Origin of the sequence: Flavobacterium taihuense, assembly GCF_019351435.1 — a bacterium.
Taxonomy (GTDB): domain Bacteria; phylum Bacteroidota; class Bacteroidia; order Flavobacteriales; family Flavobacteriaceae; genus Flavobacterium; species Flavobacterium taihuense.
In genome coordinates this window covers 357,491-383,341 of record NZ_JAHWYN010000001.1, presented here as the reverse complement: position 1 = coordinate 383,341, position 25,851 = coordinate 357,491, and the positions used below count along the sequence as shown (strand labels likewise).

The window sequence follows — 25,851 nt, the reverse complement described above, 5'->3', positions numbered from 1 at the left end:
TTTATTGAAATCTGCGTTTGTCCAACAAATCTCTATTCTCAATCGGATTTTCTTGATTTTTCAAGGCATTATCAATCTTCTCGATATAATCCAAAGAGTCATCAATAAAGAAAACCAAATTTGGCACTTTACGCAATTGCAAACGTACTCTTTGCGATAAATCGTGCTTAATTAAAGTCGAATTAGCCTTAATCCCCACCAACGTTTCCGCTGCTTTTTCTTGAGGAAAAATACTTAAATGCACCGTCGCCACAGACAAATCTGTAGTCACAACAACTTTGGATACTGAAATTATCAAATTCGTAATTCCATTTTTTCTCACTTCACCTTGCAGAATGTCAACCAAATCTTTTTGGATCACCCCACCTATTTTTTTCTGTCTATTTGTTTCCATGTTGCAAAAATACTATTTTTTTGAGAGACCACCTTACAAAGTCATAAACTCATAAAGTTTTTTATATTTGTTTTATGATTTAGGAGCAGAATTAGGAGCGAAAGATTAGGCTTTTTTAGGAGACAAAGTTCCTGCTGTCCGCTATATTCCATCTCGCAGAAAAAACGAGATGGAATGCCACTTCCATCAGGGCTAAAAACAAACAATAGTCCTTTTTGGGAACAATTCAAAAAAATAAAAAACACAAACCATCACACAATGAGAAAAATAGAACACATTGGCATCGCAGTCAAAAACCTTGAAGTATCCAATTTGTTATTTGAAAAACTCTTTGGCACCCCAGCCTATAAACAAGAAGAAGTCGCCAGTGAAGGCGTAAAAACATCTTTCTTCTTGAACGGACCCAATAAAATAGAACTCCTCGAAGCCACCAATCCCGAAAGCCCCATAGCCAAGTTCCTGGAAAAAAAAGGAGAAGGAATACACCACATCGCTTTTGACGTAGAAGACATTCTTTCCGAAATTGAACGCCTCAAATCCGAAGGATTCACAGTCCTAAACGAAACCCCAAAAAAAGGAGCCGACAATAAATTAGTCGCTTTTTTACATCCAAAAGGCACCAATGGCGTATTAATCGAACTCTGTCAGGAAATAAAATAAATAAATTCAGAATTTAGTCCATTCATAATCAGTTATTTTCAAAACTGATTCCCACTAACCACTAAACTCTTCAAAAATCTACCCTAAAAATACTTGTAGTAATAAAATAAATGTAGTAATATTGCAAACTCTTAACCGGTCCTATAGCTCAGCTGGTTAGAGCACCTGACTCATAATCAGGTGGTCCCTGGTTCGAGCCCAGGTGGGACCACATTTAAAATTAAGCCTTTACATTTATAACGTAAAGGCTTTTTTTTTGATTTTAAGATATTATAAAAAAATAAACCCGTAGGTTTTTACGTTATTTTATGAAGTCGTAATTTATTTAAACGTTAAATTATGCATTTAATCGCAAGAAGCACCCTCCCAATTATAAAAAATAATCATAGATTTGCAACTTAAAAATATTAATGATAAACAGTTTCAAATTATTTTAATAAATTCAATTTATTACCTTTACTAAACCTATGAAGATAAATTCTAATAAATCTGTTTTTAAAATAATCCTACTGCTTTTTTGCGTTTTTGGACCAGTAGTATGCGCTCAAGCCCAAGGAGGCCCAGGAAACCCAGGAAATCCAGGAGGACCACCCGAATACCCCATCAACGAAAACCTAATCCTATTATTCCCCGTAGGAACATTATTTGGATTCTACATTATATACAAACATTCACAAAACAAAAAAAGACCTATTTTGAAATAGGTCTTTTTTTGTTTTGTACACATTTATCGACTACTTATTATAAAGCTTAGAAACATATTTTCCTATTACATCAAACTCTAGATTTACTTTGGTTCCAACTACAAACGAATTGAAATTAGTATGCTCATAAGTATAAGGGATAATAGCCACACTAAAATTAGATGCTCCCGAATTCACTACAGTTAAACTAACTCCATTTACTGTTATAGAACCTTTCTCAATAGTTATGTTTTGCAACAAACCGTCATACTCGAAGGTGTAAAGCCAACTTCCATTGGTTTCTTCAGCAACAACACATGTTCCTATTTGATCCACGTGCCCCTGAACAATATGTCCATCTAAGCGATCCCCCAACTTCATTGCTCTTTCCAGATTAACATTATCTCCAACCTTCCAATTCGAAATATTGGTTTTTTTAATCGTCTCACCAATGGCTGTAACCGTATAATAATTACCTTCAATAGCAACAACCGTCAAACATATTCCGTTATGGGCAACACTCTGATCAATTTTTAACTCTTCCGTAATAGACGATTTAATCGTAATATGAATATTATCTTGCTCTTTTTTAACCTCTTGGACAGTTCCAAGTGTTTCAATAATTCCTGTAAACATTTCTTGTTTTATTTTACTAAATTTGCACTTCAAAATTAGCAATAAATAACCAGAGGACATTATGAAAAAAGCAGAAAATATAATCGTAGGAATTTCAATAGGAGATTTAAACGGTATTGGAAGCGAAGTGGTTCTGAAAACATTCGAGGATACTCGTATGTTAGAACTATGTACCCCTGTTATTTTTGCCAATGTAAAAATACTGTCATTCGTTAGAAAAAATTTCGAATCCACAGTCGCTTTACATGGTATAGACAGACTCGATCAAATTGTTGTGGGCAAAGTAAATGTATTCAATCTTTGGAAAGAAGGAATTGATTTAAACCTAGGGACAAATGATGAAAAAGTGGGCGAATATGCTATAAAATCTTTTGTAGCAGCTACTAAAGCACTAAAAGATGGCGAAATAGACGTATTGGTAACTGCGCCAATAAACAAATACAACATTCAATCTGAATCGTTTAAATTCCCTGGACATACTGACTATTTAAACCAGGAATTAGAAGGCGATGCATTGATGCTAATGGTGCAAGACAACTTAAGAGTAGGCTTATTAACGGATCACATCCCCCTAAACGAAGTGGCTTCACATTTGACTGAAGAGCTAATTTTCAAAAAAATTGAAACTATAAAACAAACTTTAATTCAGGATTTCAGTATCAATAAACCTAAAATTGCAGTTCTTGGCCTTAACCCGCATTGTGGAGACGGAGGCGTTATTGGAACCGAAGAGGATACTGTATTAAAACCGGCCTTAAAAAAATTATTCGAAAAAGGCACCTTAGTTTTTGGTCCTTTTGCAGCAGACGGTTTTTTCGGAAGTAATCAATATGAAAAATACGATGCCATTATAGCCACATATCACGATCAAGGATTAATCCCTTTTAAAACACTTTCCTTTGGAAATGGAGTAAACTACACTGCAGGATTAAACAAAATAAGAACGTCCCCAGATCATGGAACCGCTTATGACATTGCCGGAAAGAACAAAGCCGACTATAATTCTTTCAAAGAAGCTGTTTACCTTGCAATTGACATTTATAATTCAAGAAATGAATACGGTGAAATCAGCCAAAAGCCTTTAAAAACAAAAGAAAAACAGTTATAAACAAAAAAAGGTGAATAACATTATTAGATTTGTAATTATTTTATATCTTTGCACTCCCGAAGTTTAGGGCAAATTGTTGTTGAAATGAGCAAGACAAAAGAATATGTAATTCCTTTCGTAGGATTGAAGCTAGGCAAACATAAATTTGAGTATCAAATAAATAATGCGTTCTTTGAAATCTTTGATTATAATGAATTTCAAAATTCAGACATCAAAGTAAATGTAGTTTTAGACAAACAAAGCAATCTATTGGAGATTAGCTTCAAACACCAAGGAACTGTTAATGTACCTTGCGATCTTACAAGCGAAGATTTTGATTTACCTGTTAAAGGAAAAATAAAACTAATTGTTCGATTTGGAGACACTTACAATAATGACAATGAAGAGTTGCTAATATTGCCTTTCGGTGAGTTTGAAATAGACATCGCTCAATATATTTATGAGATGATTGTACTTTCCATACCATTAAGAAGAGTACATCCTGGTATAAAGGATGGCAGTTTAAACACAGAAGCTTTGAATAAACTGAAAGAATTGACAATTAAAGAGCAAAAGAAAGAAAAAGAAGAAAAAGAAAAAGAGAATATAGACCCGCGTTGGGACAAATTAAAGCAACTATTAACGGATAAATAATATAGTAAAATGGCACATCCAAAGAGAAAAATCTCAAAAACTAGAAGAGACAAAAGAAGAACACATTACAAAGCTACTGTAGCTCAAATCGCTACATGTCCTATTACTGGAGAAGCACATTTATACCACAGAGCTTACTGGCATGAAGGAAAAATGTACTACAGAGGACAAGTTGTTATAGATAAATCTGTAGCTCTTGCTTAATACGTTTTTGTAAATAATACTAGAACTCTCACTACGTGAGAGTTTTTTTTGTTGTTTATAATTTCCCTCAAATAAGAAACCCTAAAACATATTGTTTGGTTTTTTTATTGTAAATTTAAAGTCTTTTAAAAATTTTTCAAATGGCAACATTTGACAATAAATAATCGCATATAATGAGTACAATTACAGCCGCAATTACCGCAGTTGGTGGTTATGTTCCTGACTTTGTTCTTTCCAACAAAGTTCTGGAAACTATGGTAGATACAAATGACGAATGGATAACCACACGCACCGGGATTAAAGAAAGAAGAATACTAAAAGATGCCGATAAAGGAACTTCTTTTCTTGCTATAAAAGCTGCACAAGATTTAATAGCTAAAGCAAATATTGACCCACTTGAAATAGATTTAATTTTAATGGCAACTGCAACCGCAGATATGCCAGTAGCTTCTACAGGAGTATATGTAGCAACTGAAATAGGTGCTACAAACGCGTTTGCATACGACTTACAAGCTGCTTGTTCCAGTTTCCTTTATGGAATGTCAACCGCCGCCGCTTACATCCAATCTGGAAGATACAAAAAAGTATTACTTATTGGCGCCGATAAAATGTCTTCAATTGTAGATTATAAAGACAGGGCAACTTGTATTATTTTTGGAGATGGTGCTGGAGCCGTTTTATTCGAACCTAATTATGAAGGTTACGGCCTACAAGACGAATATTTAAGAAGTGATGGTGTTGGTCGTGATTTCTTGAAAATTCCGGCCGGAGGTTCCTTACTTCCAACCTCATTAGAAACCGTAAATGACAACAAACACAATATCATTCAAGATGGTAAAACTGTTTTCAAATACGCCGTTACTAATATGGCCGATGCCAGTGAATTGATTCTAAAAAGAAATAATTTGACCAATGACGATGTAAATTGGTTAGTACCACATCAAGCAAACAAACGCATTATCGACGCTACAGCTCATAGAATGAACTTAGAGGACGACAAAGTATTAATGAATATTGAAAAATACGGAAATACCACTTCAGCGACTTTACCTTTAGTATTGTACGATTTTGAACACCTTTTCAAGAAAGGCGACACTATCATTTTTGCTGCTTTTGGAGGTGGATTTACTTGGGGATCTATTTACTTAACTTGGGCTTACGATAAAAAATAAATTAAACTAAAAAGAAATAATTATGGATTTAAAAGAAATTCAAAATCTAATCAAATTTGTAGCAAATTCAGGTGTTGCAGAAGTAAAATTAGAAATGGATGATGTTAAAATCACCATCAGAACTACTTTAGAAGGAAGCGTAACCGAAACAACTTACGTACAACAGCTACCTTCTCAAAATGCACTTCCTCAAGCTGCAGCTCCTCAACAAATAGCTCCTGTTGCTGCTGCCCCAGAAGCTCCAGTAGTAGAAAACGCACATTATGTCACTATAAAATCACCAATTATTGGTACTTTTTACAGAAAACCTGCTCCAGACAAACCAATGTTTGTAGAAGTTGGTAAATCGATCGCAAAAGGAGATGTTCTTTGTGTTATTGAAGCCATGAAATTATTCAACGAAATTGAATCTGAAATATCCGGTAAAATTGTAAAAATATTGGTAGACGATATGTCACCAGTAGAATTTGACCAACCTTTATTCTTAGTAGATCCATCTTAATTTTAGATTTTAGATTGCAGATTTTAGATTGCAGGTTTGATTTTAAATCAAACTAAAAAACTAATTATCTAATTATCAAAATTGCCTAATTATCTAATTGAAAAAAAATGTTTAAAAAAATACTAATCGCAAATAGAGGAGAAATCGCGCTTCGTGTCATCCGAACTTGTAGAGAAATGGGTATCAAAACAGTAGCCGTTTATTCTACTGCAGATGCCGAAAGCTTACATGTAAAATTTGCTGACGAAGCCGTTTGTATTGGGCCACCTCCAAGTAACTTGTCTTATTTAAAGATGTCCAATATTATTGCTGCTGCCGAAATTACAAATGCAGATGCAATACATCCTGGTTACGGATTCCTTTCTGAAAACGCAAAATTTTCTAAAATTTGTCAAGAACACAATATAAAATTCATCGGTGCGTCTCCAGAAATGATTGACAGAATGGGTGATAAAGCTTCTGCAAAAGCAACGATGATCGAAGCTGGTGTACCATGTGTACCAGGATCAGTTGGAATCTTAGAGTCTTTTGAACAAGCAGCAGAATTAGCCAATAAATTTGGATACCCTGTAATGCTAAAAGCAACTGCCGGTGGTGGAGGTAAAGGAATGAGAGCCGTTTGGGCTCCAGAAGATTTACTGAAAGCATGGGAAGGTGCGCGTCAAGAATCGGCGGCAGCTTTTGGAAATGACGGAATGTATCTTGAAAAATTAATTGAAGAACCACGCCATATCGAAATTCAAGTAGTTGGTGATTCTTATGGTAAAGCATGTCACCTTTCTGAAAGAGACTGCTCTGTTCAACGTCGTCATCAAAAATTGACTGAGGAAACTCCTTCTCCATTTATGACCGACGAATTGCGTACCAAAATGGGAGAAGCAGCTGTAAAAGCAGCAGAATATATAAAATACGAAGGTGCTGGAACTGTTGAGTTTTTGGTGGACAAACACAGAAACTTTTACTTCATGGAAATGAATACTCGTATCCAAGTGGAGCACCCTATTACGGAACAAGTAGTAGATTACGACTTAATTCGTGAGCAAATTCTAGTTGCTGCAGGTGTGCCAATTTCCGGAAGAAACTACCTTCCTCAACTGCACGCTATCGAATGTCGTATCAATGCTGAAGATCCTTACAACGACTTCAGACCTTCACCAGGAAAAATCACTACGCTACATATGCCAGGTGGTCATGGAGTACGCCTCGACACACACGTGTATTCAGGCTATACAATTCCACCAAATTACGATTCGATGATTGCCAAATTGATTACTACAGCCCAAACTCGTGAAGAAGCTATCAGTAAAATGAGAAGAGCATTAGACGAATTCGTAATCGAAGGCATTAAAACAACCATTCCTTTCCACAGACAATTAATGGATGATCCAAGATATATCGCAGGAGATTACACCACTGCCTTCATGGATACTTTCAAAATGAATGACCCAGAATAAATAAATATTAAATCCCATTCACCTGAATGGGATTTTTTTTTGCACTTAAACCATCCTAAAACACTTCCTCTTAAAAGTGTTTTGGCGTGCCACCAGCTTGAAAAAAGGGCAATATACTTTGTCTTCATTACCCTTTTTCCCAGCTGCTGTCGGGCTATCCACGCTACTTTGGTAGCTAGTTTCAAATGAAATTCATTGAACTCCTCTGAAAATAAATGTATAGTGAAGAATCCCTCACGCAACCGTTGAACAACATTTTTCTAAAATTAAAATCAAAAAAGACCTTACAACACGTAGGTTCTTTTTTTGAAATCCAAATAAGTGTGTAAAAATTACCCACTATATACCAAAAAATACACACTTAGAGAGTGCTGCTAAATTCTACCTTTTTTCTTAAAATACTAAAAACAAGACAACTATGCGAATTTTAGACAGATTAAAGCGCTTGGCATGATAATTTCATTAAGTAAAAATATAAAACTTAAAAAATTATTATCATGAAAAAATTAATCTTATCAGCCGCAATCATTTTAGGGAGTTTCTCAGCATTTGCACAACAATCAACTCCACCAAAATCAGAAGTAACAACTCAAACTGTTCAAGATCCGTATACAGAAATTAAAGTGGAAGAAGTGCCAGAAGCAGTAAAAAGCGCCTTAATAAAAGCATATCCAACAGCAATCCTTGACAAAGCTTTTATCAATGAGAAAAAAGAATATAAACTACAAGTGACAGTTGGCGACAAAGTGGGAGCATTATATGCCGATGCAACTGGAGCCTGGATAAAAAAATAATTTTACAAAACAAACAACTACATTAAATCATTAAAAAACAATTAGTATGAAAAAGTTAATCTTATCCGCAGCAATTATTTTGGGAAGTTTCGCATCTTTTGCACAAACTTCAACCCCTACAAAAACGGCAGTTTCAACACAAACAGCTGAAGAAAAATACACAGAAATCAAGCTGGAAGAAGTTCCTAGTTCAGTGATATTAGCCCTAAAAACGGCAACGCCAGAAGCTGTTATTGAAAAAGCATATATCAATGAAAAAAAAGAATTTAAATTAGAAATAAAAGTTGGTGACCAGAAGTCTACTGTTTACACGGATGCAGCTGGGAACTTGACAAAAAAATAAGTTGGGGAACTTAGTATTCAGACTGAAGAGGGAGAAAGATTCAATGAATCTCTCTCCTTTTTTTATATGTTTATTATGAATATCTAATTTTAATAACTTTACATTAGCCGATAAAGTTAAAACCTATGTCAAAGATTTTGTTGATAGAAGACGATGTTTCCTTTTGCAAGATGTTGGAGAATTTTCTCGTAAAAAAATCTTACCTTGTAACAACTGCATTTACAGCAGAAGAAGCAAAAACTAAAATTAAAAGTCAAAATTTTGACCTTATAATTACAGATTTAAGACTTCCTAACTACGATGGAATTCAGCTTATGTCTGAATTCAAAAGCGCATATCCAACAATTCCAGTTATCCTGATGACTGGTTATTCTGATGTTAATACAGCAGTAAAAGCCATAAAAAATGGTGCCGCCGATTACATTTCAAAACCATTTAATCCGGAAGAAGTTCTACTTGTTATTGCAAACACATTAAAATTTCCTGTTTCAAGCATTGCAAATAATACGATTGTTACTACTGCCAAAAACCATAATTCATCAGATGGAGAAGTTGTTTTAGGGATTTCAGGAGCATCAAAAAAATTGACAGAATACATTCAACTGGTAAGCCCAACCGATATGTCTGTCCTAATCATTGGCGAAAGCGGAACTGGAAAAGAGGTTATAGCAAAAAGCATTCATCAAAACAGCCCCAGGAAAAACAACAATTTTATAGCCGTCGATTGTGGAGCAATACCAAAAGAATTGGCTGCCAGTGAGTTTTTTGGCCATTTAAAAGGTTCTTTTACAGGAGCCATAAATGACAAAATAGGTTGTTTTGAGGCTGCTAATAAGGGAACATTATTTCTTGATGAAATAGGAAATCTTTCTTATGAAAACCAAATTCAGCTCTTAAGAGCATTACAGGAAAGGAAAATAAAACCCGTAGGCAGTAACAAAGAAATCAATGTTGATATCCGAATAATTACGGCAACAAATGAAGACTTAAGAGAAGCTGTAAAGAATGGAACTTTCCGTGAAGATTTATACCATCGAATCAATGAATTCTCGATTCAATCACCTTCACTAATTGAACGAGATGGAGATTTAATGATTTTTGCCGATTTCTTTCTTAGCAAAGCAAATCAACAACTAAATAAAAATATTATCGGATTTTCAACAGAAGTGGTGACTATTTTTGAAAATTACAGATGGCCTGGAAATCTTAGAGAACTTCAAAATATTATAAAACGAGCCACCTTATTATCCCAAGGCGATTTTATTGAGAAAAGTACACTCCCGTTTGAAGTTTTTCAAATCGAAACCAAATTCACTAGTGATTTTTCTTTGATTGAAAATGAAAAGGATGCCATTTTGAATGCTTTGGAACAAGCCAAAAACAACAAATCTGAAGCCGCAAAACTCCTTAAAATAAACAGAAAAACATTATATAATAAATTAAAACAGCACGATATCAATTAGCTTATTTCTTTTTCCAAAAGCAAAAAAAGCGATGTAATTGAATTCTTCAAGACTTTGAACTTAACTTCAATTTCCTCAAATAAAAATTCTTTAGATTCTAAATCATTTAAAATCTGAACAATTTCATTTGCTTCAATTTGTTTAAACATTGGACTCATTCTATGCGCCGTCTCCTGTACTTTTAAACTACTTTTCTCAAAAATTGCTACTTCTAGTATAGCTAAATTTTCTTTTGTTGATGCCCTAAACGAAAACAAAAACTCTTTTATAACATCTTCCTCATTTGACAAAAATGATTTCAACTCGGTTAATGAATAACTTTTTGTTAAATCAACTCCTTGTTTGATTTCTATATCTGTAGAAAACTGTGATTCCCTATCATTCAAAATGGAATCTATAATTTCCAACAATATTTTTGGAGAATATGGCTTTCGTATCACTTTGGCAAATCCTGCTTTTATATAAATTTCCGTTTCCAAATCGGTTCTTCCGGTTATTGCTATAACAGGTTTTTTTTCTAAATTTATAGTAGACGACTCCTTTAGTTTTCTTAAAAACAGAAACCCATCCATTTCCGGCATTTGAATATCGGTAATGATAAAGTCAAATGAAATGCTCTCCAATGCATCAAGTACAGCCGAAGCATTACTAAAAGACAACACTTTGAAATTATTCTGTTTTAAAATTTCTGTCGTCAAGTTCAATAAATTAATGTCATCATCAACAATAACAGCGGTTAATGCATTATTGAAATCACTTATTCCTATCGATTTTTGAGAAGAAGAATCAAACAACAATGGAAGTTGAATCTCAAAAACGCTGCCTTGTCCATAAATACTCTTTAGGCTCAATTTTCCACCCAGAATTTCCACCATTTTTTTTGAAATCGTTAATCCTAAACCTGTTCCTCCATATTTTTTTTCGATGTTTTCATTGGCTTGGGTAAATTCTTCGAAAATTAATTGTTGTTTGTCATCCTGTATTCCAATTCCAGAATCTTCGATTTTAATTGTAAAGAAATGGTTTTCAACATTGGCACTGACTTCAATTTTAATAAATCCTTCAGCAGTAAATTTAAAGGCATTTCCAATTATATTGGTAACAATTTGCCTCAACCGAAATGGATCTCCAATGATTTTATCTTTAAAAATGGTATCGATTTCAATAGAAAGCAGGATTTGTTTCTGTTCGTATACGGATTGAATACTTTTTGCAACTTCATTTATAATGTCATTCAGAGAAAAAGGAAGTTTTTCTATTGCAATTTTCCCAGCTTCAATTTGGGTAAAATCAAGCAAATCCTGAATCAGATTTGTCATGTATTCTGAAGACCCTTTAATATTTTTTGCAAAATACAATTGCTTCTTTGTCAGCTCAGAATTCCCTAAAAGTTCCGTATATCCAACAATTGTACTTAATGGTGTTTTTAAATCGTGACTGACAGTAGAGATAAGTTGCTCTCGATTCCTGAGTAATCTTTTGGTTTTGCTGTTTGCTTCCTCGAGTTGTCTTTTGTACAATTGCGTTTTTGAAAAATCATTTAGAATCAAAATCAAAAAAAGCAAAGTGGAAAACAATCCAAGAACGGCCGCTATAGTAACGATTTGATTGTTGCGTTTTAGTGAATTTTCCTTTTCTAAATAGTTTCGCGTTGTGTTTCTTATAATTTCTCTTTCAATAATACTCAAAACTTTTCTTAATTGGTCTGAGATTAACAGTTCATTTTGAAGCAGCTTGTTTTCTTCAAAATTCAATGTGAATTTCTTTTTTAAAGTTGCATTCTTAACCTCATTGAGTAAGGTTTTGGAGACCATTATAATCGAATCCGATTCCTTTTTACTCAGTGTATTTGAACTATCATCTGGTATGTTTTCATTCAAATAAGCCACATATTTTTTAAGAACGCTTCGTTGATATTTACCCAAGTCAGCAGGCCTTTTAATAAAATCTTCCAGCTGAAGTTTTCTAAGCGACGACTCCATTTTTGTCAAATCATTAATGGCTTTTTTGAGTGCCGTTTCATCATTTGTTTTATTTTTTATTGCTTTAAGTTGCCTTATGTTATATGTCTTTTTGGACAATAAAAGCTTCACACTATCCAACAAAGTAATCTGATATTGAGTTGTGACCAATAATTTTAGAGAATCAATTTCTGCTTTTAAAGAATCCGTTTTGTAGATATAATTTTTAAAATCCTTCTTCGAATCGGATTGAATAGTTATCCTGGCTAAACTTTCGGTTTCATATATATTAGAAAGCAAATTACTAACTTTTAAAATCTTACTATTTGCTTTAGCTGCCTTACTCTCTGCCTCAGAAAACCCTCTGTTTTCAGAATATAAAAACCAACTTACACCAACAAACAGCACTGCCAAAACCAGATAACTGATAAATATTTTTATAGGAATATAGCTTTTTTTACTGTTCATATTTCAAAGATAACAATTACAAAAATGAATAGACTTTATTATAGAAATCTATACTAGCTTAATTAGTATTAAAAACAAAAAAACCCCACAATAGGTGAGGTTTCTTGTAATTATTAGGAATAGTTTTACTAAGCCCCGATTTTTTTAGCAATATCAGTTGGAACACCACCTTTATTAACCATCAATGAAGTCGTTTTGTATTTTACAAAATTCTTGCTAACATACAAATAACCTTTATAGTCATTAGTTGCTCCCCAAGAATTTTTTACAATATAATACTCTTTACCCATTTGATCTTTGGCAATACCAACAATATGCATAGCATGATCATCTGTAGTTTGATAATTGTCAAATGCTTTTTGACGAATTTCCTCAGTGATTTCCAATTCCTCTTTTGGACCGTTGAACATGTTTTCTTTTTCAACAGCAGTCATATCATCATACTTTTTTGTAGGAACATAAGCCACTCCATTTTTCCAGCTAAAACTCTTCTCACTCACATCTGATGCCCAGGCAACTGTATAACCGTTTTTCAATGCATTGTCAATAACAGTAGTCATATCATTCATTTTGATATTGTAAACCATATCAAATGACCAGTTATCAGGAACCATCATCATCGTTTTGGAATAATACGGCACATTTGCATAGGAAGCAAATTCAACATATTCGTCTGGATTAATCCCTACCACTTCTTTAGCAAAAGTTTGTGGTGTATAGCTTTTTCCTTTGTATGTAAAATTCTCAGGAACTTGACCCAAATAAGAATCAATTACTGCAGCGTATGCTTTTTCCCAGTTTGGAGTCAATTCTCCATTTGGATTTTTTACAACTGCGGCCAATAGAGCTTCAGTCAAAGATGCCATTTCAGCGAATTTATTTTTAGATGTTCCATAATTTAAACCCGTATATACTTCTTGAGGAACAGCTCCGTATTTTTTATACATATTTGTGACATCGTGCAATTCTCCACCATCACCCAGAGTTACAGCTCCATGCATGCGCACGTAGTTTTTTCCTTTTTCAACATAAGCATTACGCGCCTAAAAAACTTGAGATAATTCTACAGGTTGTTTCCCCATTCTAATCATTTCTGATTCTAAAAAAGAATTAGTAGAATAACTCCAACAAGTCCCTGAAGACCCTTGGTTTTTGATCGGAGTATTTGCCAAGTTAATCACATCTGTAAACTTGAAACTTTCTGCACTTTTTTCGCTAACATTTACTTTTAATGAGTTGACCAATCCGTCTTGAGCAGTCATTGTATGTATCCCAACAACTAGAGTAGTTGCGATAAGAAACGATTTAATGGGTAATTTATACATCTTTAAAATTGGTTAAGGTTTTGCTATATGTAACAAAAAAACAAATATTGTTACATTATTGCTATTAAATTATCAATTAATTTATGTCTTACAAGGTTTCTTTAAGCCATTTATAAAACTCTTTTTGCCAAACCTGAGCATTTTGAGGTTTTAGAACCCAATGATTTTCTTCTGGAAAATAGAGGAATCTACTTTTAATTCCTCGTATCTGCGCCGCTTGAAAAGCTTCCTGCCCTTGCCCAATCGGTACTCTGAAATCAATTCCTCCTTGTATAATCAAAATTGGTGTGTTCCAGTTTTGAACATTGTTTATAGGATTGAATTTTGTGTACGCTTTTTGTGCAGCTGCATTATCTTTTTCCCAGTAAGGTCCGCCGAAATCCCAATTATTAAAGAAAACTTCTTCGGTAGTTCCAAACATACTTTGCGTGTTGAAAACTCCATCGTGGGCTATAAATGTTTTGAATCTATTGTTATGGATTCCTGCCAAATAAAAAACAGAATATCCACCATAACTAGCACCAACACAACCTAAGCGGGCTTTGTCAACATAACTTTCTTTGGCAACATCATCAATAGCCGAAAGATAATCGTCCATCACTTGTCCGCCCCAATCTTTACTGATTTGCTCATTCCAATTTACCCCGTGACCTTGCATTCCACGGCGATTTGGAGCTACAACTACATATCCATTTGCGGCCATTAATTGGAAATTCCAACGGAATGAATACGATTGTGTTAAAGGCGATTGTGGTCCTCCTTGACAAAATAATAGCGTTGGATATTTTTTAGTGGCATCAAAATTTGGTGGCAAAATTACCCATACCAACATTTTTTTCCCGTCGGTAGTTGTTACGTAACGTCTTTCGGTTTTGCTTAAAGCCAACGTCGAGTAAGTCTCAGTATTTACATTACTCAATTGTTTCCAAGTTTTTTTCTTCAAATTATAGGAGAAAATTTCCGCTGCATGATTCATATCGGTTCTAGTAACAATCACTTCATCTCCTGAGAAACCAACCAAATCGTGCACATCAAAATCACCTTTTGTAATTTGTTTTACAATAATCGCAATTTTTGTCAAACCAGGAAAATTAACTTCAAAAAGCTGTAATGTTCCGTCAATTGGAGCTATAAAATATATCTTTTTGCCATCATTACTCCACTTGAAGCTGGTTACTGTTCCATCCCAGTTAGCAGTAAGATTCATCTTCATCCCTTTGAAACTAACAATCAAATCGTTTTTGTCTGCTTCATAACCATCGCGTTTCATTTGCAACCAAGTCAAATCTCCTGAAGGTGAAAATTGTGGAGCTGTATCATATCCAAAATTCCCCTCTGTTCTATTGATAGTCTTACCTGTCTCTAGATTGTATTCATAAATATTAGTGTCTGTTGAAAGAGCATATTGAGTTCCTGCTTTTTTCTTGCATACATACACTATACTTTTACCATCTGGAGACCAATTATAATCTTCATCACCACCAAAAGGTTTTTGAGGACTATCAAAGTTTTCTCCTTTTAAAATATCTATTCCTTCTGCGCCTTCCTTATTTTCTTTGTAAAAAACATGATTGAATTTACCTTCGTTCCACGTATCCCAATGACGATAATCCAGACCATTATAAATTTGAACGTTCGATTTATCTAAATTAGGGTAATAGTCTTTCCCTAAAACATTATCAATTTTTACTTCTTGGTTGTAAACGATGTATTTCCCGTCTGGAGAAATATTTTTGTCCACCAAAATTTCTTTTGTATCCTTAATTTCTACAACTGTTCCACTGCTAATAGCAACGGTATAATATTTGGAACTAGATTTGTTTTCTTCGACTGAAGGTGTCGATACTTTGTAAGCAATATTTTTGCCGTCTTTTGAAATTCCTAAAGGAGTAATTCGTCCTAATTTCCAAAGTAATTCCGGAGTCATTACATTTTGAGCACTTGCAGTTAAACTCATCATTGTTAGCATTAAAAGGATTGTTTTTCTCATAATTATTTAAAATACATATTCAGTTTTCAAATATAACATTATAATCATCAATTAGAATAAATAGCAACACATAAAAAAAACTTAAAAAAAGCGACTCTTTTAGTGCCAAAAAAAATTGTAAAAACTAAGTAGTTTTAAAAATTTCAACGGTTAATAGCGTGATAAAAAAACACAACACTAATACAATAATACTGGCAATTATTATTTTTTTCAGAAATGACTGTTCAATTTTTTGAACTTCAAAATCTATATTTACAATACTTTTGAACTCTTCAAGCGATTCAACAGTCTCTGAGTACTTAGCCCATCCACCGTCTTCATAAATTTGTCTACCAAAATCAGTTAAATCACATCTAAATCCCTGCTCCTTTTCTAATACAACAAGGCCTTTATGATCTAAAATTTCTGCAAATCTTTTTGAGTTTTTAAGATTAAAACCAAATTCATCCTTAAAATTGATTCGCATCATAAATTGGGACTTGGACGTATATAGCAGTTTTAAGTTTACTTCTATAAGTTCATCTATATTTTCAAACATAACAAAATAATTTAGTCCTATTTTTAACTTGAACCCATATTATCTATCTGAAAAATAATAATACTAGCTCCTTTTTGAAACCAGATATCTTGACACAATTATAATGCCAAACTGTTGTTTTTATTGAACATTAATTTTTATACTATGAGAAAAAAAATCGTTTTAAAAAAAATCAATCGAATTAACTACATATTAAAAATGTAATACTCGAAAACTAGAAAATTTATTTAATTTTATAAAAAAAAATCAAATGCAACTTAGCTATTGGGAATTAAAAAATTGGTTCACTAATGTAGATTTCACTATCGTTGGCAGTGGAATTGTAGGTTTACATGCAGGGTTACGCTTGCGTGAAAAATATCCTGAGAGCAAAATATTGATTCTCGAAAAAGGAATGTTACCACAAGGAGCCAGCACCAAAAATGCTGGATTTGCTTGCTTTGGAAGTATTTCAGAAATTATTGATGATTTAAAAACACACACCGAGGAAGAAGTTATTCAACTCATCCAAAAAAGATGGAGCGGTCTACAATTATTAAGAAAACGTCTTGGTGACAACACAATAGATTTCAAAGCCTATGGTGGTTATGAATTGTTTTTAAAGGATGACGAAAGTAGTTATAGTGAATGTTCAAATAAGTTGTCTTTTATAAATGAAATCTTAAAACCATTATTTAAAGCTGATGTGTTTGCCAAAGAAGTTGATCGTTTTGGTTTTGGAGAAATCAACGAATATTTGATTTTCAATCCTTTTGAAGCTCAAATTGACACTGGAAATATGATGCAGGCCTTATTAAAACAAGCCTATGAGAAAGATATTTTAATATTAAACCAACAAACCGTTACCTCCTTTTTGGATAACGAAAACGGTGTTGAAGTTGCACTCGGTGATTTTAGTTTCACTAGCAAAAAATTATTGTTCGCCACCAATGGTTTTGCCAATGAATTAACCAAAGGCGGAGTGAAACCAGCAAGAGCACAGGTTTTAATCACAGAACCAATTCCTAACTTAGACATAAAAGGAACATTTCATTTGGACAAAGGCTATTATTATTTTAGAAATATTGGTGATCGAATACTCCTTGGAGGAGGCAGAAATCTTGATTTTGAAACCGAAAATACAACCGAATTTGGTCAAACAAAAATTGTGCAGGAAAAATTGGAAAATCTATTAAAAGTAGTAATTTTACCTAATTACAATGTAAAAATTGAACACCGCTGGAGTGGAATCATGGGCATTGGAAATAGCAAAAAACCAATTGTTACCCAACTCTCCGAAAACGTCTACTGTGGTGTTCGATTAGGCGGAATGGGAGTAGCAATAGGCAGTTTAATTGGAACCGAATTAGCAGATTTAGTATAGAGCTACTCATAAAAAACAACCCCAAAACATGCAAAAAACTACTTTAGTAATCCTTTTTTCTTTTTTCAATCTACTTTTTTTAAAAGCCAACAACAAAACAGAATCCACTACCACTAATTTAGACTTTGTAATTACAGTTTCATTAACAGGTGAAACTATGATTGAATATCTTAATTATGATGTTTATACTACTTACGAATGGGAATTTGAATATGGTCCAGAAGGATTTCTACCTGGACAAGGAACTTCTGTGAAGGTTTCGGGATGGGATTTTTACCGTTTCACACTAAATCCATTAAAAAAATATGTTTTTAGGATTAGGGAAAATCATTTCAATGGAACCGCAATTGCATGGACTGATTGGTCACAAACTCAAACAGTATTTGCGACAAATGATAATTATTATTCTTTGGGCTACGCCATTGATTTTAATAATACAACCGAAAAAGATTTAGAATGGAAAGGTTTATTATACAACAATCCTAAAAATGAAGCCAATATAGGATTGACAAGTTATAATAATCATGGAGATAATTTAGGCTCTTCAATAACTATGACAAATTTAGACAAAAGCACTAATGGTCATGTCGCTTTTATTTCTCCAAAATTTAAAGATTTAGCAGCAGAAAGAAAAATACGCTTTTGGGTTTATAGTTACGATTCTAATGAAGAACTTCTTGTAGGGACAATGACGGATCCAAATGACCCAAGCACTTTCCATTTACTATCCGAGGTTGAAAGAGCAACTACAACCAACTGGGAACAGAGAACCATTTATTTTAACAATTACAAAGGAAATGACCAGTATATTGTGTTCAAATTCAAAAATAAATCTTATAACTATATTGGTGATGCAGAAATTTATATTGACGACATTAGCTATGAGGAGGCTTCAAATTGTTATGACCAATCTAATTTTGCAGTTACAAATATTCAGGAAAATACAGCTCAAATAAGTTTTGATTCTTCAAATCAAACTAATTTTCAAGTAAGTTTAAAAAATATTTATACAAGAACGACAGAAACATTTAACATTCAAAGCAGTCCATTCGTTTTAAGTAATTTGACAGGAAATAGCGATTATGAAGTAAAAGTACGAGCAAATTGCATCGATGATTTATATTCCAATTGGACTCCAACAATTAGCTTCAAAACCGTTTGCAATGATTTTTCAGGAACTTATACAACCTCTTTTGAAGGGTCTGATTATATAGATCCTTGTTGGAGCACGAATACTAATTATGCGATAATAACAAAAGACAAAAACGTTAATTGGAGTTTAAAACCATTGCCTAAAACTGGGTCGCAAATGATTATAATGGATTCTTATGGTGATTCATACAGTGGCCAAAAATCATATCTGATAACCCCATACATTGCAAATTTAGAAGCTACAAAAAGGATTAGATTCAGCCTTCTTGCTTATAGTTCAAGCCAAACTTACAATGACAATTCTCTGACCATAGGAACTATGTCTGACCCAAAAGATGCCACTACTTTCATTCCTTTGAAAACAATTTTAGCATCAGAAATGAATGAAATTGACAATCCTGACAAATTAGGCATTTGGAAAGAACATACTATTTATTTGGACAATTATCTAAAAAGCAATAACCACCATTATCTCGCTTTAAAACAAAATGAATCAGCTAAATCAATTTTTTGCATAGATGATTTTGTTTATGAAGATTCCCCTCTATGTATAGAGCCTTTAAACCCTAGAACTCTTAGCTCTGGTATTGATTTTGCAACAGTTACTTGGGACAATTACAAATCTGCATCAGAATGGCAGATAGAATATGGCCCTAAAGGATTTGCACATGGATCCGGAACTATCGTAAATGCGACCTCCTTCCCTTTTAAAATTACTGAATCTGTTTTAGACAATACTGTTTATGACTTCTATGTTCGTGCTAAATGTGATACTGAATATAGCGATTGGTCTGACAGAGGCTATTTTAGAACCAAATGCTCAGGGGTAAATGTAGGATATAGTGATGATTTTGAAAACTTAGCTTTTGAAAAGAGTGGCTGTTGGACTAGAATTGTGCCTTATATAAATGAAAGATATTGGGATAAAAATCAATTTATAACAACAACTACCCAACCAGTAAAAAGCGGTTCGCATTCGGTATATATGCTAAATCAATTAGACGCTCCTTATCCTCCCGGTGAAGGAGAAAAAACAGATAGAGTAGTTCTTGTTTCGCCTAGATTCAAAGATTTCGATAATTACAAAAAAACAAGTTTTTGGATGCTTTCCCCAAATGAGTCTACCAATTCAGCTGTAGAAATTATCATCGGAACTCTTTCAGATCCAGAGGACTATACCACTTTTACCTCTTACAAAACAATTGCGATTCCTGTTGAAAATATAGGAAAATGGCTCAAATATGAAATTGATTTCTCAAATTATTATGGCACAGACAAATACATTGGTATTAAACAAAGTGTAAACAATGCCCGCAATAGAAGATTGTATATTGATGATTTTGAGTATACCCAAAACAATTGCCCAAGACCAGGCCAATTAGGCGCGATACAATCAGGAACTGATAGTGCCTCTTTGGATTGGAAAGACAATAACACTCAAAAACAATCTGACAGCTGGGAAATTGAATATGGTCCAAAAGGATTTGCAGAAGGGACAGGGACTTTAATAACTATAAAAACAAATCCATTTAATTTAACTGGACTAGTTGAAGATTCATACGATTACAGGGTTCGTACCTATTGTGAAGCAAATATAGCGAGTGATTGGAGTGACCGATATACCTTCAGAATCACATGTGCTAAAACGGCTCCCTTTGTAGAAAATTTTGATTCTTATAAAAATAATTACGGTGATGTTATCGATTTTTGCTGGACCTATAATAACCATCAATATTCTCGTATTGATGAATTTAGCTTGACAAATATAAACAGTGCTCCAAATGTTTATTCATTACAAGATGAATCAGGGACTGCTTATTTAATTTCTCCTTTTTTATCTGATTTTGACAACCTTAAAAAAATAAAATTCTGGATTTTTAGTAGATTGTCAACATATACTAAATCAGGTAATTTAATTGTCGGAACAATAAAAAACCCTTTAGATCTTTCCACTTTTGAACCGTATCAATCTATTTCTTTTGATGAAATAAGAAAAACTCCACAATACGGAAAAGAATATAATATTGATTTTTCAGCATATAACGGATCCAATAAACAAATAGCATTTAAGTTTGAAAGCGAGCCAAATGAATATCTTAGCACCAATACAATTTTAATTGATGATTTTTATTATGACCAAACATTAGAATGCTATGAGCCAATTGATGTTGTTTTTTCTAACATTAACAACAACTCAGTCCATATCAATTGGACATCTGGAAATCAATTGCCACAAAATGTTGAAATAGAATATGGCCTTCCGGGTTTTACTCAAGGTACAGGAACTATTTTAAAAACAAACGAGAATGAGATTACTGTTATAAATCTGCAGACAGGAACTTCCTATGACTTCTATTTTATGACTAATTGCAATTCCGGAAACTCAATCACTGTTGGTCCGAAAAGGATCGAAACTACCTGCAATATAATACCCTTACCTTGGGTAGAAAAGTTTACTAATTTGAGCACTTATGGCGAAAATCTGCTCCCAGATTGTTTTAAGCATCTGTATGGAGATATGTTTTCGAAAAATAGGGCAGAACAAGATACCTATTACAATTATGGGTATGATTATTTGAGAAATGGGTATGATGACAGCAGTTATTTATATATTAAAGGAAGCCATTTAACACAAATAATGACCCCCATGTTTCATTTGAGTGCAGGTACAACTTATAAGTTCAGTTTAAAAGGCAGAAATAGTTATGAGTATCGCTCTCAGGGGGTTCGTATATCAGCAGGAAGAGGCCAAAATGATTATAATATGGAAACTACTCTACAGGGTACAGGAAGGCTTACCGAATATAATTACAGTGATGTTACCTATTATTACACTCCTCTTGTTTCTGGCGATTATAGCTTTCTAATGGACTTCTCAAATCCAGGAGCGCCAAATTTGCTAGTGGATAATTTTGAATTAAATGAGGGATATTCATCTAGTATAAATGCCAAAACTGCAACTATTAAATATGATTTTGAAAGTCCGTTAGATGAGACTTTAATTTTGGAAAGCACAAGAGAAAGTTCGGCAGTTGTTTCTCAAGATCCTTCAAACGATACCAACAATCTAATAGCCATGAATGGAAGTAGCGATTCGAAAAATTGGAAAAGTGTTACTCCACAATTAAAAAAAACTATTTCAAAATTATCTTCAAATGCATCAAATATTTGGGAAGCAAATCCAGACTTCATAACAAAATTAAACATGAAAGTAGATGCCCGAAACGCTCAAACGCTATTTATGCAATTTGACCTCAAACAAACTTATAATCAAAGCAATAACGAATCTGTATTTAGAGTTCTTGTTAATGGTAAAATGATTGGGAGTGAAATTAAACCAATTACAAATGATGCAGATCAATTTGCAACCATAAAATATGATTTAACTCCATACGCAGGATCTGAAATTCGAATTTCTTTACAGCACATCGGAAAGTATATATATGACATAGGTGACAATGCCTATATGGACAACCTCGTGTTTAGCCCAACAGCAACTTTATCGATTACAGAAAATGAATTTGAAAATTTAAAATATTATCCAAATCCTATTGAAAATACTCTAAACATAGAAAGTAATTCGTTAATTTCAAAAGTTGAAGTTTATAATTTTAATGGACAATTACTTTTCGAAAGTGAATTTTCAAAATTAAATGTGAGCATTGATTTCAAAAAATATGCTACAGGTGTCTATTTAATTAATGTTACAAATGAGGACAAGAAAAAAACTTTTAAAGTCATTAAAAAATAAACGTAATAAAAACTACTTTTGATTCAAAATTAAAACAGTTTAAAAGCATCCGATTTAGTATAAAATGGCGACCAAAATAACACCCAAAAAGACAACAAAAAAACCCGTCAAAAAAAACAACAAAAGTTTTATGACCAAAGTAAAATGGTTTTTACTAAAATCTTTGTTGTGGTTTTTTGGGATTTCAATTTCTTTGGTAGTCCTTTTTAAATTTGTACCTGTTCCATTTACTCCTTTAATGGTGATTCGTTATTTTGAGAATAAAGCGGCTGGGAAAGAAATTTATTTCAGCCATAATTGGGAACCGCTTGATAAAATTTCGATGAATTTGCAAAAAGCAGTAATCGCCAGTGAAGACGGAACTTTCCTTACGCATAATGGTTTTGATTTTATTGCGATGCAAAAAGCCTACAAAAGCAATGAAAGAGGCCGAAAAATAAAAGGTGGAAGTACCATCTCGCAGCAAACCGCTAAGAATGTTTTTCTTTGGCAAGGGCGAAGCTACCTCCGAAAAGGCTTGGAAGCTTATTTTACAGTTTTGATAGAACTTATTTGGGGCAAAGAACGTATTATGGAAGTCTACCTCAACAGCATCGAAATGGGTGACGGCGTTTATGGAGCTTATGCTGCAACAGAACATTGGTACCGAAAAGACGCTTCAAGCCTTACAATGACTCAAGCAGCGGGAATAGCTGCAATATTACCCAATCCCAGAAAGTATAAAGCCACGAGTTCTTCCTCATATATCAATAATAGGAAGACAAAAATTGTTCGGATTATGAGACACATCGGCAAAATTGAATATTAAAATCAAACCCCAATAACAATTTGCTATTGGGGTTTGTTATTTTTTTTGAAATCTTAAACTTTAGAATTTAAAAGCAACTCCAAGTACAAAATTCCTTCCTAGATTGGGTATTCCAGCAGTGGCCAGACGAGACAAATGTGGGATATATGTTTTGTTGAGTAAATTATTCCCATTAAAGTTTAGGTCAAAAGCGGTTTTACCCAGCTTTATTTTACCTCCAAAACCCATATTCAACAACGTATAACCATCCGAAGAGATATCAAAACCGCTTACCTTGTCCTGACTGAAAGTGGTCGAAACATTGAAAGTAGCAAAAGCATCCTCAAGCCATTTTCCAATTACAAAATCAGTTTTTATGGTGTTGTCCCAATTGTTGGCCGGAATTTGAGGTAAGTAACCACCATTTTGCAGTTTTCCAGTAACGGTTTCAAAACTGGATTCAATATGCAACCAATCCAAAGGATGCGGGTGAATGTGCAATGCAACTTCACCACCATACAAATTGGCATTGTTTTGAATGTAGTCATACACTTTAAATCCTCCAATTTCAGTACCCGATGGCGACGAATAAATGTAATCGTTAATATGATTGTAAAAACCACTCACACTAAACTCAAAGTGAGTGCTTTTGTATTCTAAATCCAAATCGGTTTGCAGATTTTGCTCAGTTTTTAAATTGGGATTTCCTATCTCATATCGAAAAGTACCTTCGTGTACCCCATTAGAAGACAACTCCGCCAAATTTGGCGCTCTAAAACCTGTTGCGGCATTCAACCGGAAAGACAAATCCTTAGCAAAATTGGTTTTATACCCCAATGAGGCGTTGAAACTATCATAGTTTTTGTTAAGCGCTTCAAAATATCCTTCTTCCCCGACAATTCCATGTTCATCTGAAACCAAATGCCTGTAGTCAAACCGAAGCCCTCCTTGGATTGAGTTTACACCCCAATTATAAATTCCAGTTCCGAAAACTCCAAAATCATTGGTTGTTGCATTTGGAATTAAAAATTCATTGGCCAAATTTTTATTTTCCTGTGACATTCCTTGAACTCCTGCAATTGTTTCAAATTTACCAAGCTTTGGCAAATAGTATTTGACATTATAATCGAAGGTGTTTAAAATCATATGCAAAGACGCAACGTTGCTGTCTTCAAACTCGGAACGGTCATTTTGAATATATCCTAAATTCACATCCAATTTTGAATCACTAAAAAACAAGGTATTATTTAAGGAAAATAAATTATTGAAAACACCTTGCTTAGGATAGGCTGTTTTCTTGGTTGTGCTTTGATCTGCAATACCATCTTCAGGAATTCCAACATCCAAATTATTGTAATTGTATCTCAAAACACTCGAAAACTTAGCATTACTGTATCCAATTCCTGCTTTAAAATCCATTTCCTGAAAACGCGTGTTGGTAACTCGATCTCCATCGGGAATTTTATAATCGGATTGGGTGTTGTAAGCGCCGCGAATCAAGTATTTCCAATTATTGGTAGATGTTTTCAACCCCAAAGTAGTGCTACTCCCAAGCGTATTCGAAAACAATCGTTGTCCAAAATCCCCTTGAAAAGTATTGGCTAAAGCAAATTTTTCGGGATTAAAAAACAAAACTCCACCCAATGCATCTGAGCCATAAAGCAACGAAGCTGGCCCTTTTATAACCTCGACATTTTCAACTCCGGAATCATTTAAACCCAAGCCATGTTCATCACCAAACTGTTGATTTTCTAACCGAACGCCTTGAGTATACACCAAAACTCGGTTGCCACTCAATCCCCGAATGACAGGTTTCCCGATTGATGTTCCGGTAGAGACTTGAGAAACTCCAGGAATAGTAGCCAAGCCTTCTATCAAAGTGGCACTCCCTTTTTCCTGCATTGATTTGACGCTTTCTCGGTCTACTTTCATCACATTTTGAGATTGCAATTTAGAAAATGGTGTAGAGACAATTACCTCATCCATTTGGAAAGCGATTTCATCCAGAATAACATCTAGCGTCTTTGTATTTTGAACTTTTTCAATCTTTTTGTTTTGGGTTGCAAATCCTTCGGATGAAAACACAAGTGTTAAATCCCCATTTGGTAGCGCTGTCAAAGTGTACATTCCGTTTTCATCCGTCTTGGTTGATTTATGGAATTCGGTTGCATCGACGGTAACCCCTGACAAAGGATTATTTTTAGCATCCGTAACTTTTCCCGATATCGAATTTTGGGCTTGTATAAAAGTAGTAAGCCCCAGAAATAGAGCCAATATGATTGATTTCATCTTTATAATTGTATTGTTACTAATCAAATCACTATATAAAAAAAGTGATAAATAATTAAAAATGTTTATTAAGAATTGTAGAAATATGGACAAAGTCTTTAGACCCTCATTGCGCAATTGGCCACAGAAAACACTGATTTAAAGGATTGACACTGATTTCTGTTTTAGCGTGTATTATGGT

At 33.8% G+C, this 25,851-nt stretch carries 20 protein-coding genes, 1 tRNA gene and 1 pseudogene; 15 read left to right on the top strand and 7 right to left on the bottom strand.

The genetic code is table 11. The features are described 5' to 3' along the window. Nucleotide 1: 1 nt before the first annotated feature. Nucleotides 2–394 carry a 30S ribosome-binding factor RbfA gene (gene rbfA / locus KZH69_RS01540; RefSeq protein WP_100432845.1) on the bottom strand — a complete coding sequence of 131 codons (393 nt, stop codon included), beginning with the start codon at nt 392–394 and terminating at the stop codon, nt 2–4. A 258-nt stretch (nt 395–652) separates the two neighbouring features. Here rbfA and mce point away from each other — a divergent pair, with 258 nt between their 5' ends. From mce to KZH69_RS01525, 3 genes are all read left to right on the top strand, one after another. Further along, a complete protein-coding gene (mce, locus tag KZH69_RS01535; protein WP_219315696.1) occupies nt 653–1,054 on the top strand; it encodes a methylmalonyl-CoA epimerase in 402 nt (133 codons plus the stop codon). A gap of 137 nt (nt 1,055–1,191) precedes the next feature. Further along, nucleotides 1,192–1,265 (top strand) — tRNA-Ile (locus tag KZH69_RS01530). Between the two features lie 256 nt (nt 1,266–1,521). Next, nucleotides 1,522–1,758 carry a hypothetical protein gene (locus KZH69_RS01525; RefSeq protein ID WP_219315695.1) on the top strand — a complete coding sequence of 79 codons (237 nt, stop codon included), beginning with the start codon at nt 1,522–1,524 and terminating at the stop codon, nt 1,756–1,758. A 30-nt stretch (nt 1,759–1,788) separates the two neighbouring features. Here the strand turns inward: KZH69_RS01525 and KZH69_RS01520 are convergent, their stop codons facing one another. Continuing rightward, nucleotides 1,789–2,373, bottom strand: a complete 585-nt coding sequence (locus KZH69_RS01520; RefSeq protein ID WP_219315694.1) for a riboflavin synthase — start codon at nt 2,371–2,373, stop codon at nt 1,789–1,791. 58 nt (nt 2,374–2,431) lie between these two features. Between KZH69_RS01520 and pdxA the strand changes: the two genes are divergently transcribed. The 9 genes from pdxA to KZH69_RS01475 all read left to right on the top strand — a co-directional run bounded on the left by pdxA (nt 2,432) and on the right by KZH69_RS01475 (nt 10,046). After that, a complete protein-coding gene (gene pdxA, locus KZH69_RS01515) occupies nt 2,432–3,481 on the top strand; it encodes a 4-hydroxythreonine-4-phosphate dehydrogenase PdxA (protein ID WP_219315750.1) in 1,050 nt (349 codons plus the stop codon). Nucleotides 3,482–3,565: 84 nt separating this feature from the next. Beyond that, complete coding sequence (locus tag KZH69_RS01510; protein WP_219315693.1) at nt 3,566–4,114, top strand: YceD family protein; 549 nt, start codon at nt 3,566–3,568, stop codon at nt 4,112–4,114. A gap of 9 nt (nt 4,115–4,123) precedes the next feature. Beyond that, nucleotides 4,124–4,318, top strand: coding sequence for a 50S ribosomal protein L32 (rpmF, locus tag KZH69_RS01505; RefSeq protein ID WP_022828950.1), 195 nt, complete (start codon nt 4,124–4,126; stop codon nt 4,316–4,318). A gap of 173 nt (nt 4,319–4,491) precedes the next feature. Further along, the gene (locus KZH69_RS01500; RefSeq protein WP_219315692.1) at nt 4,492–5,490 is read left to right on the top strand and encodes a beta-ketoacyl-ACP synthase III; all 999 of its coding nucleotides are present in this window, start codon (nt 4,492–4,494) and stop codon (nt 5,488–5,490) included. A 22-nt stretch (nt 5,491–5,512) separates the two neighbouring features. Next, nucleotides 5,513–5,992 carry an acetyl-CoA carboxylase biotin carboxyl carrier protein gene (accB, locus tag KZH69_RS01495; RefSeq protein WP_219315691.1) on the top strand — a complete coding sequence of 160 codons (480 nt, stop codon included), beginning with the start codon at nt 5,513–5,515 and terminating at the stop codon, nt 5,990–5,992. Between the two features lie 107 nt (nt 5,993–6,099). Further along, on the top strand, nt 6,100–7,446 hold the full coding sequence (gene accC / locus KZH69_RS01490; protein ID WP_219315690.1) for an acetyl-CoA carboxylase biotin carboxylase subunit: 1,347 nt from the start codon (nt 6,100–6,102) through the stop codon (nt 7,444–7,446). A 497-nt stretch (nt 7,447–7,943) separates the two neighbouring features. Beyond that, nucleotides 7,944–8,240: a hypothetical protein gene (locus tag KZH69_RS01485; RefSeq protein WP_219315689.1), complete on the top strand. Its 297-nt coding sequence runs from the start codon at nt 7,944–7,946 to the stop codon at nt 8,238–8,240. 46 nt (nt 8,241–8,286) lie between these two features. Beyond that, entirely contained in the window at nt 8,287–8,583 is a 297-nt protein-coding gene (locus KZH69_RS01480; protein WP_219315688.1) for a hypothetical protein, read from the top strand. Nucleotides 8,584–8,708: 125 nt separating this feature from the next. Continuing rightward, nucleotides 8,709–10,046 (top strand): sigma-54-dependent transcriptional regulator, encoded by a 1,338-nt coding sequence (locus KZH69_RS01475; protein WP_219315687.1) that lies wholly within the window; start codon nt 8,709–8,711, stop codon nt 10,044–10,046. Here KZH69_RS01475 and KZH69_RS01470 read toward each other — a convergent pair. The 4 genes and pseudogenes from KZH69_RS01470 to KZH69_RS01455 all read right to left on the bottom strand — a co-directional run bounded on the left by KZH69_RS01470 (nt 10,043) and on the right by KZH69_RS01455 (nt 16,328). Next, nucleotides 10,043–12,475, bottom strand: a complete 2,433-nt coding sequence (locus tag KZH69_RS01470; RefSeq protein WP_219315686.1) for a hybrid sensor histidine kinase/response regulator — start codon at nt 12,473–12,475, stop codon at nt 10,043–10,045. The genes KZH69_RS01475 and KZH69_RS01470 overlap by 4 nt on opposite strands. A 128-nt stretch (nt 12,476–12,603) precedes the next feature. Continuing rightward, a pseudogene (locus KZH69_RS01465) lies at nt 12,604–13,800 on the bottom strand (C1 family peptidase). An 88-nt stretch (nt 13,801–13,888) separates the two neighbouring features. After that, a complete protein-coding gene (locus KZH69_RS01460) occupies nt 13,889–15,790 on the bottom strand; it encodes a S9 family peptidase (RefSeq protein WP_219315685.1) in 1,902 nt (633 codons plus the stop codon). 124 nt (nt 15,791–15,914) lie between these two features. Next, a complete protein-coding gene (locus tag KZH69_RS01455) occupies nt 15,915–16,328 on the bottom strand; it encodes a hypothetical protein (RefSeq protein ID WP_219315684.1) in 414 nt (137 codons plus the stop codon). A 250-nt stretch (nt 16,329–16,578) separates the two neighbouring features. Here KZH69_RS01455 and KZH69_RS01450 point away from each other — a divergent pair, with 250 nt between their 5' ends. The 3 genes from KZH69_RS01450 to mtgA all read left to right on the top strand — a co-directional run bounded on the left by KZH69_RS01450 (nt 16,579) and on the right by mtgA (nt 23,402). Next, nucleotides 16,579–17,691 (top strand): NAD(P)/FAD-dependent oxidoreductase, encoded by a 1,113-nt coding sequence (locus KZH69_RS01450; RefSeq protein ID WP_219315683.1) that lies wholly within the window; start codon nt 16,579–16,581, stop codon nt 17,689–17,691. Nucleotides 17,692–17,719: 28 nt separating this feature from the next. Continuing rightward, nucleotides 17,720–22,594, top strand: coding sequence for a T9SS-dependent choice-of-anchor J family protein (locus KZH69_RS01445; RefSeq protein ID WP_219315682.1), 4,875 nt, complete (start codon nt 17,720–17,722; stop codon nt 22,592–22,594). Between the two features lie 64 nt (nt 22,595–22,658). Continuing rightward, nucleotides 22,659–23,402 carry a monofunctional biosynthetic peptidoglycan transglycosylase gene (gene mtgA, locus KZH69_RS01440; RefSeq protein ID WP_219315681.1) on the top strand — a complete coding sequence of 248 codons (744 nt, stop codon included), beginning with the start codon at nt 22,659–22,661 and terminating at the stop codon, nt 23,400–23,402. A gap of 60 nt (nt 23,403–23,462) precedes the next feature. On the opposite strand, the gene KZH69_RS01435 is transcribed toward mtgA, so the two are convergent. Next, a complete protein-coding gene (locus KZH69_RS01435; RefSeq protein ID WP_219315680.1) occupies nt 23,463–25,670 on the bottom strand; it encodes a TonB-dependent receptor in 2,208 nt (735 codons plus the stop codon). Nucleotides 25,671–25,851 lie beyond the last annotated feature (181 nt).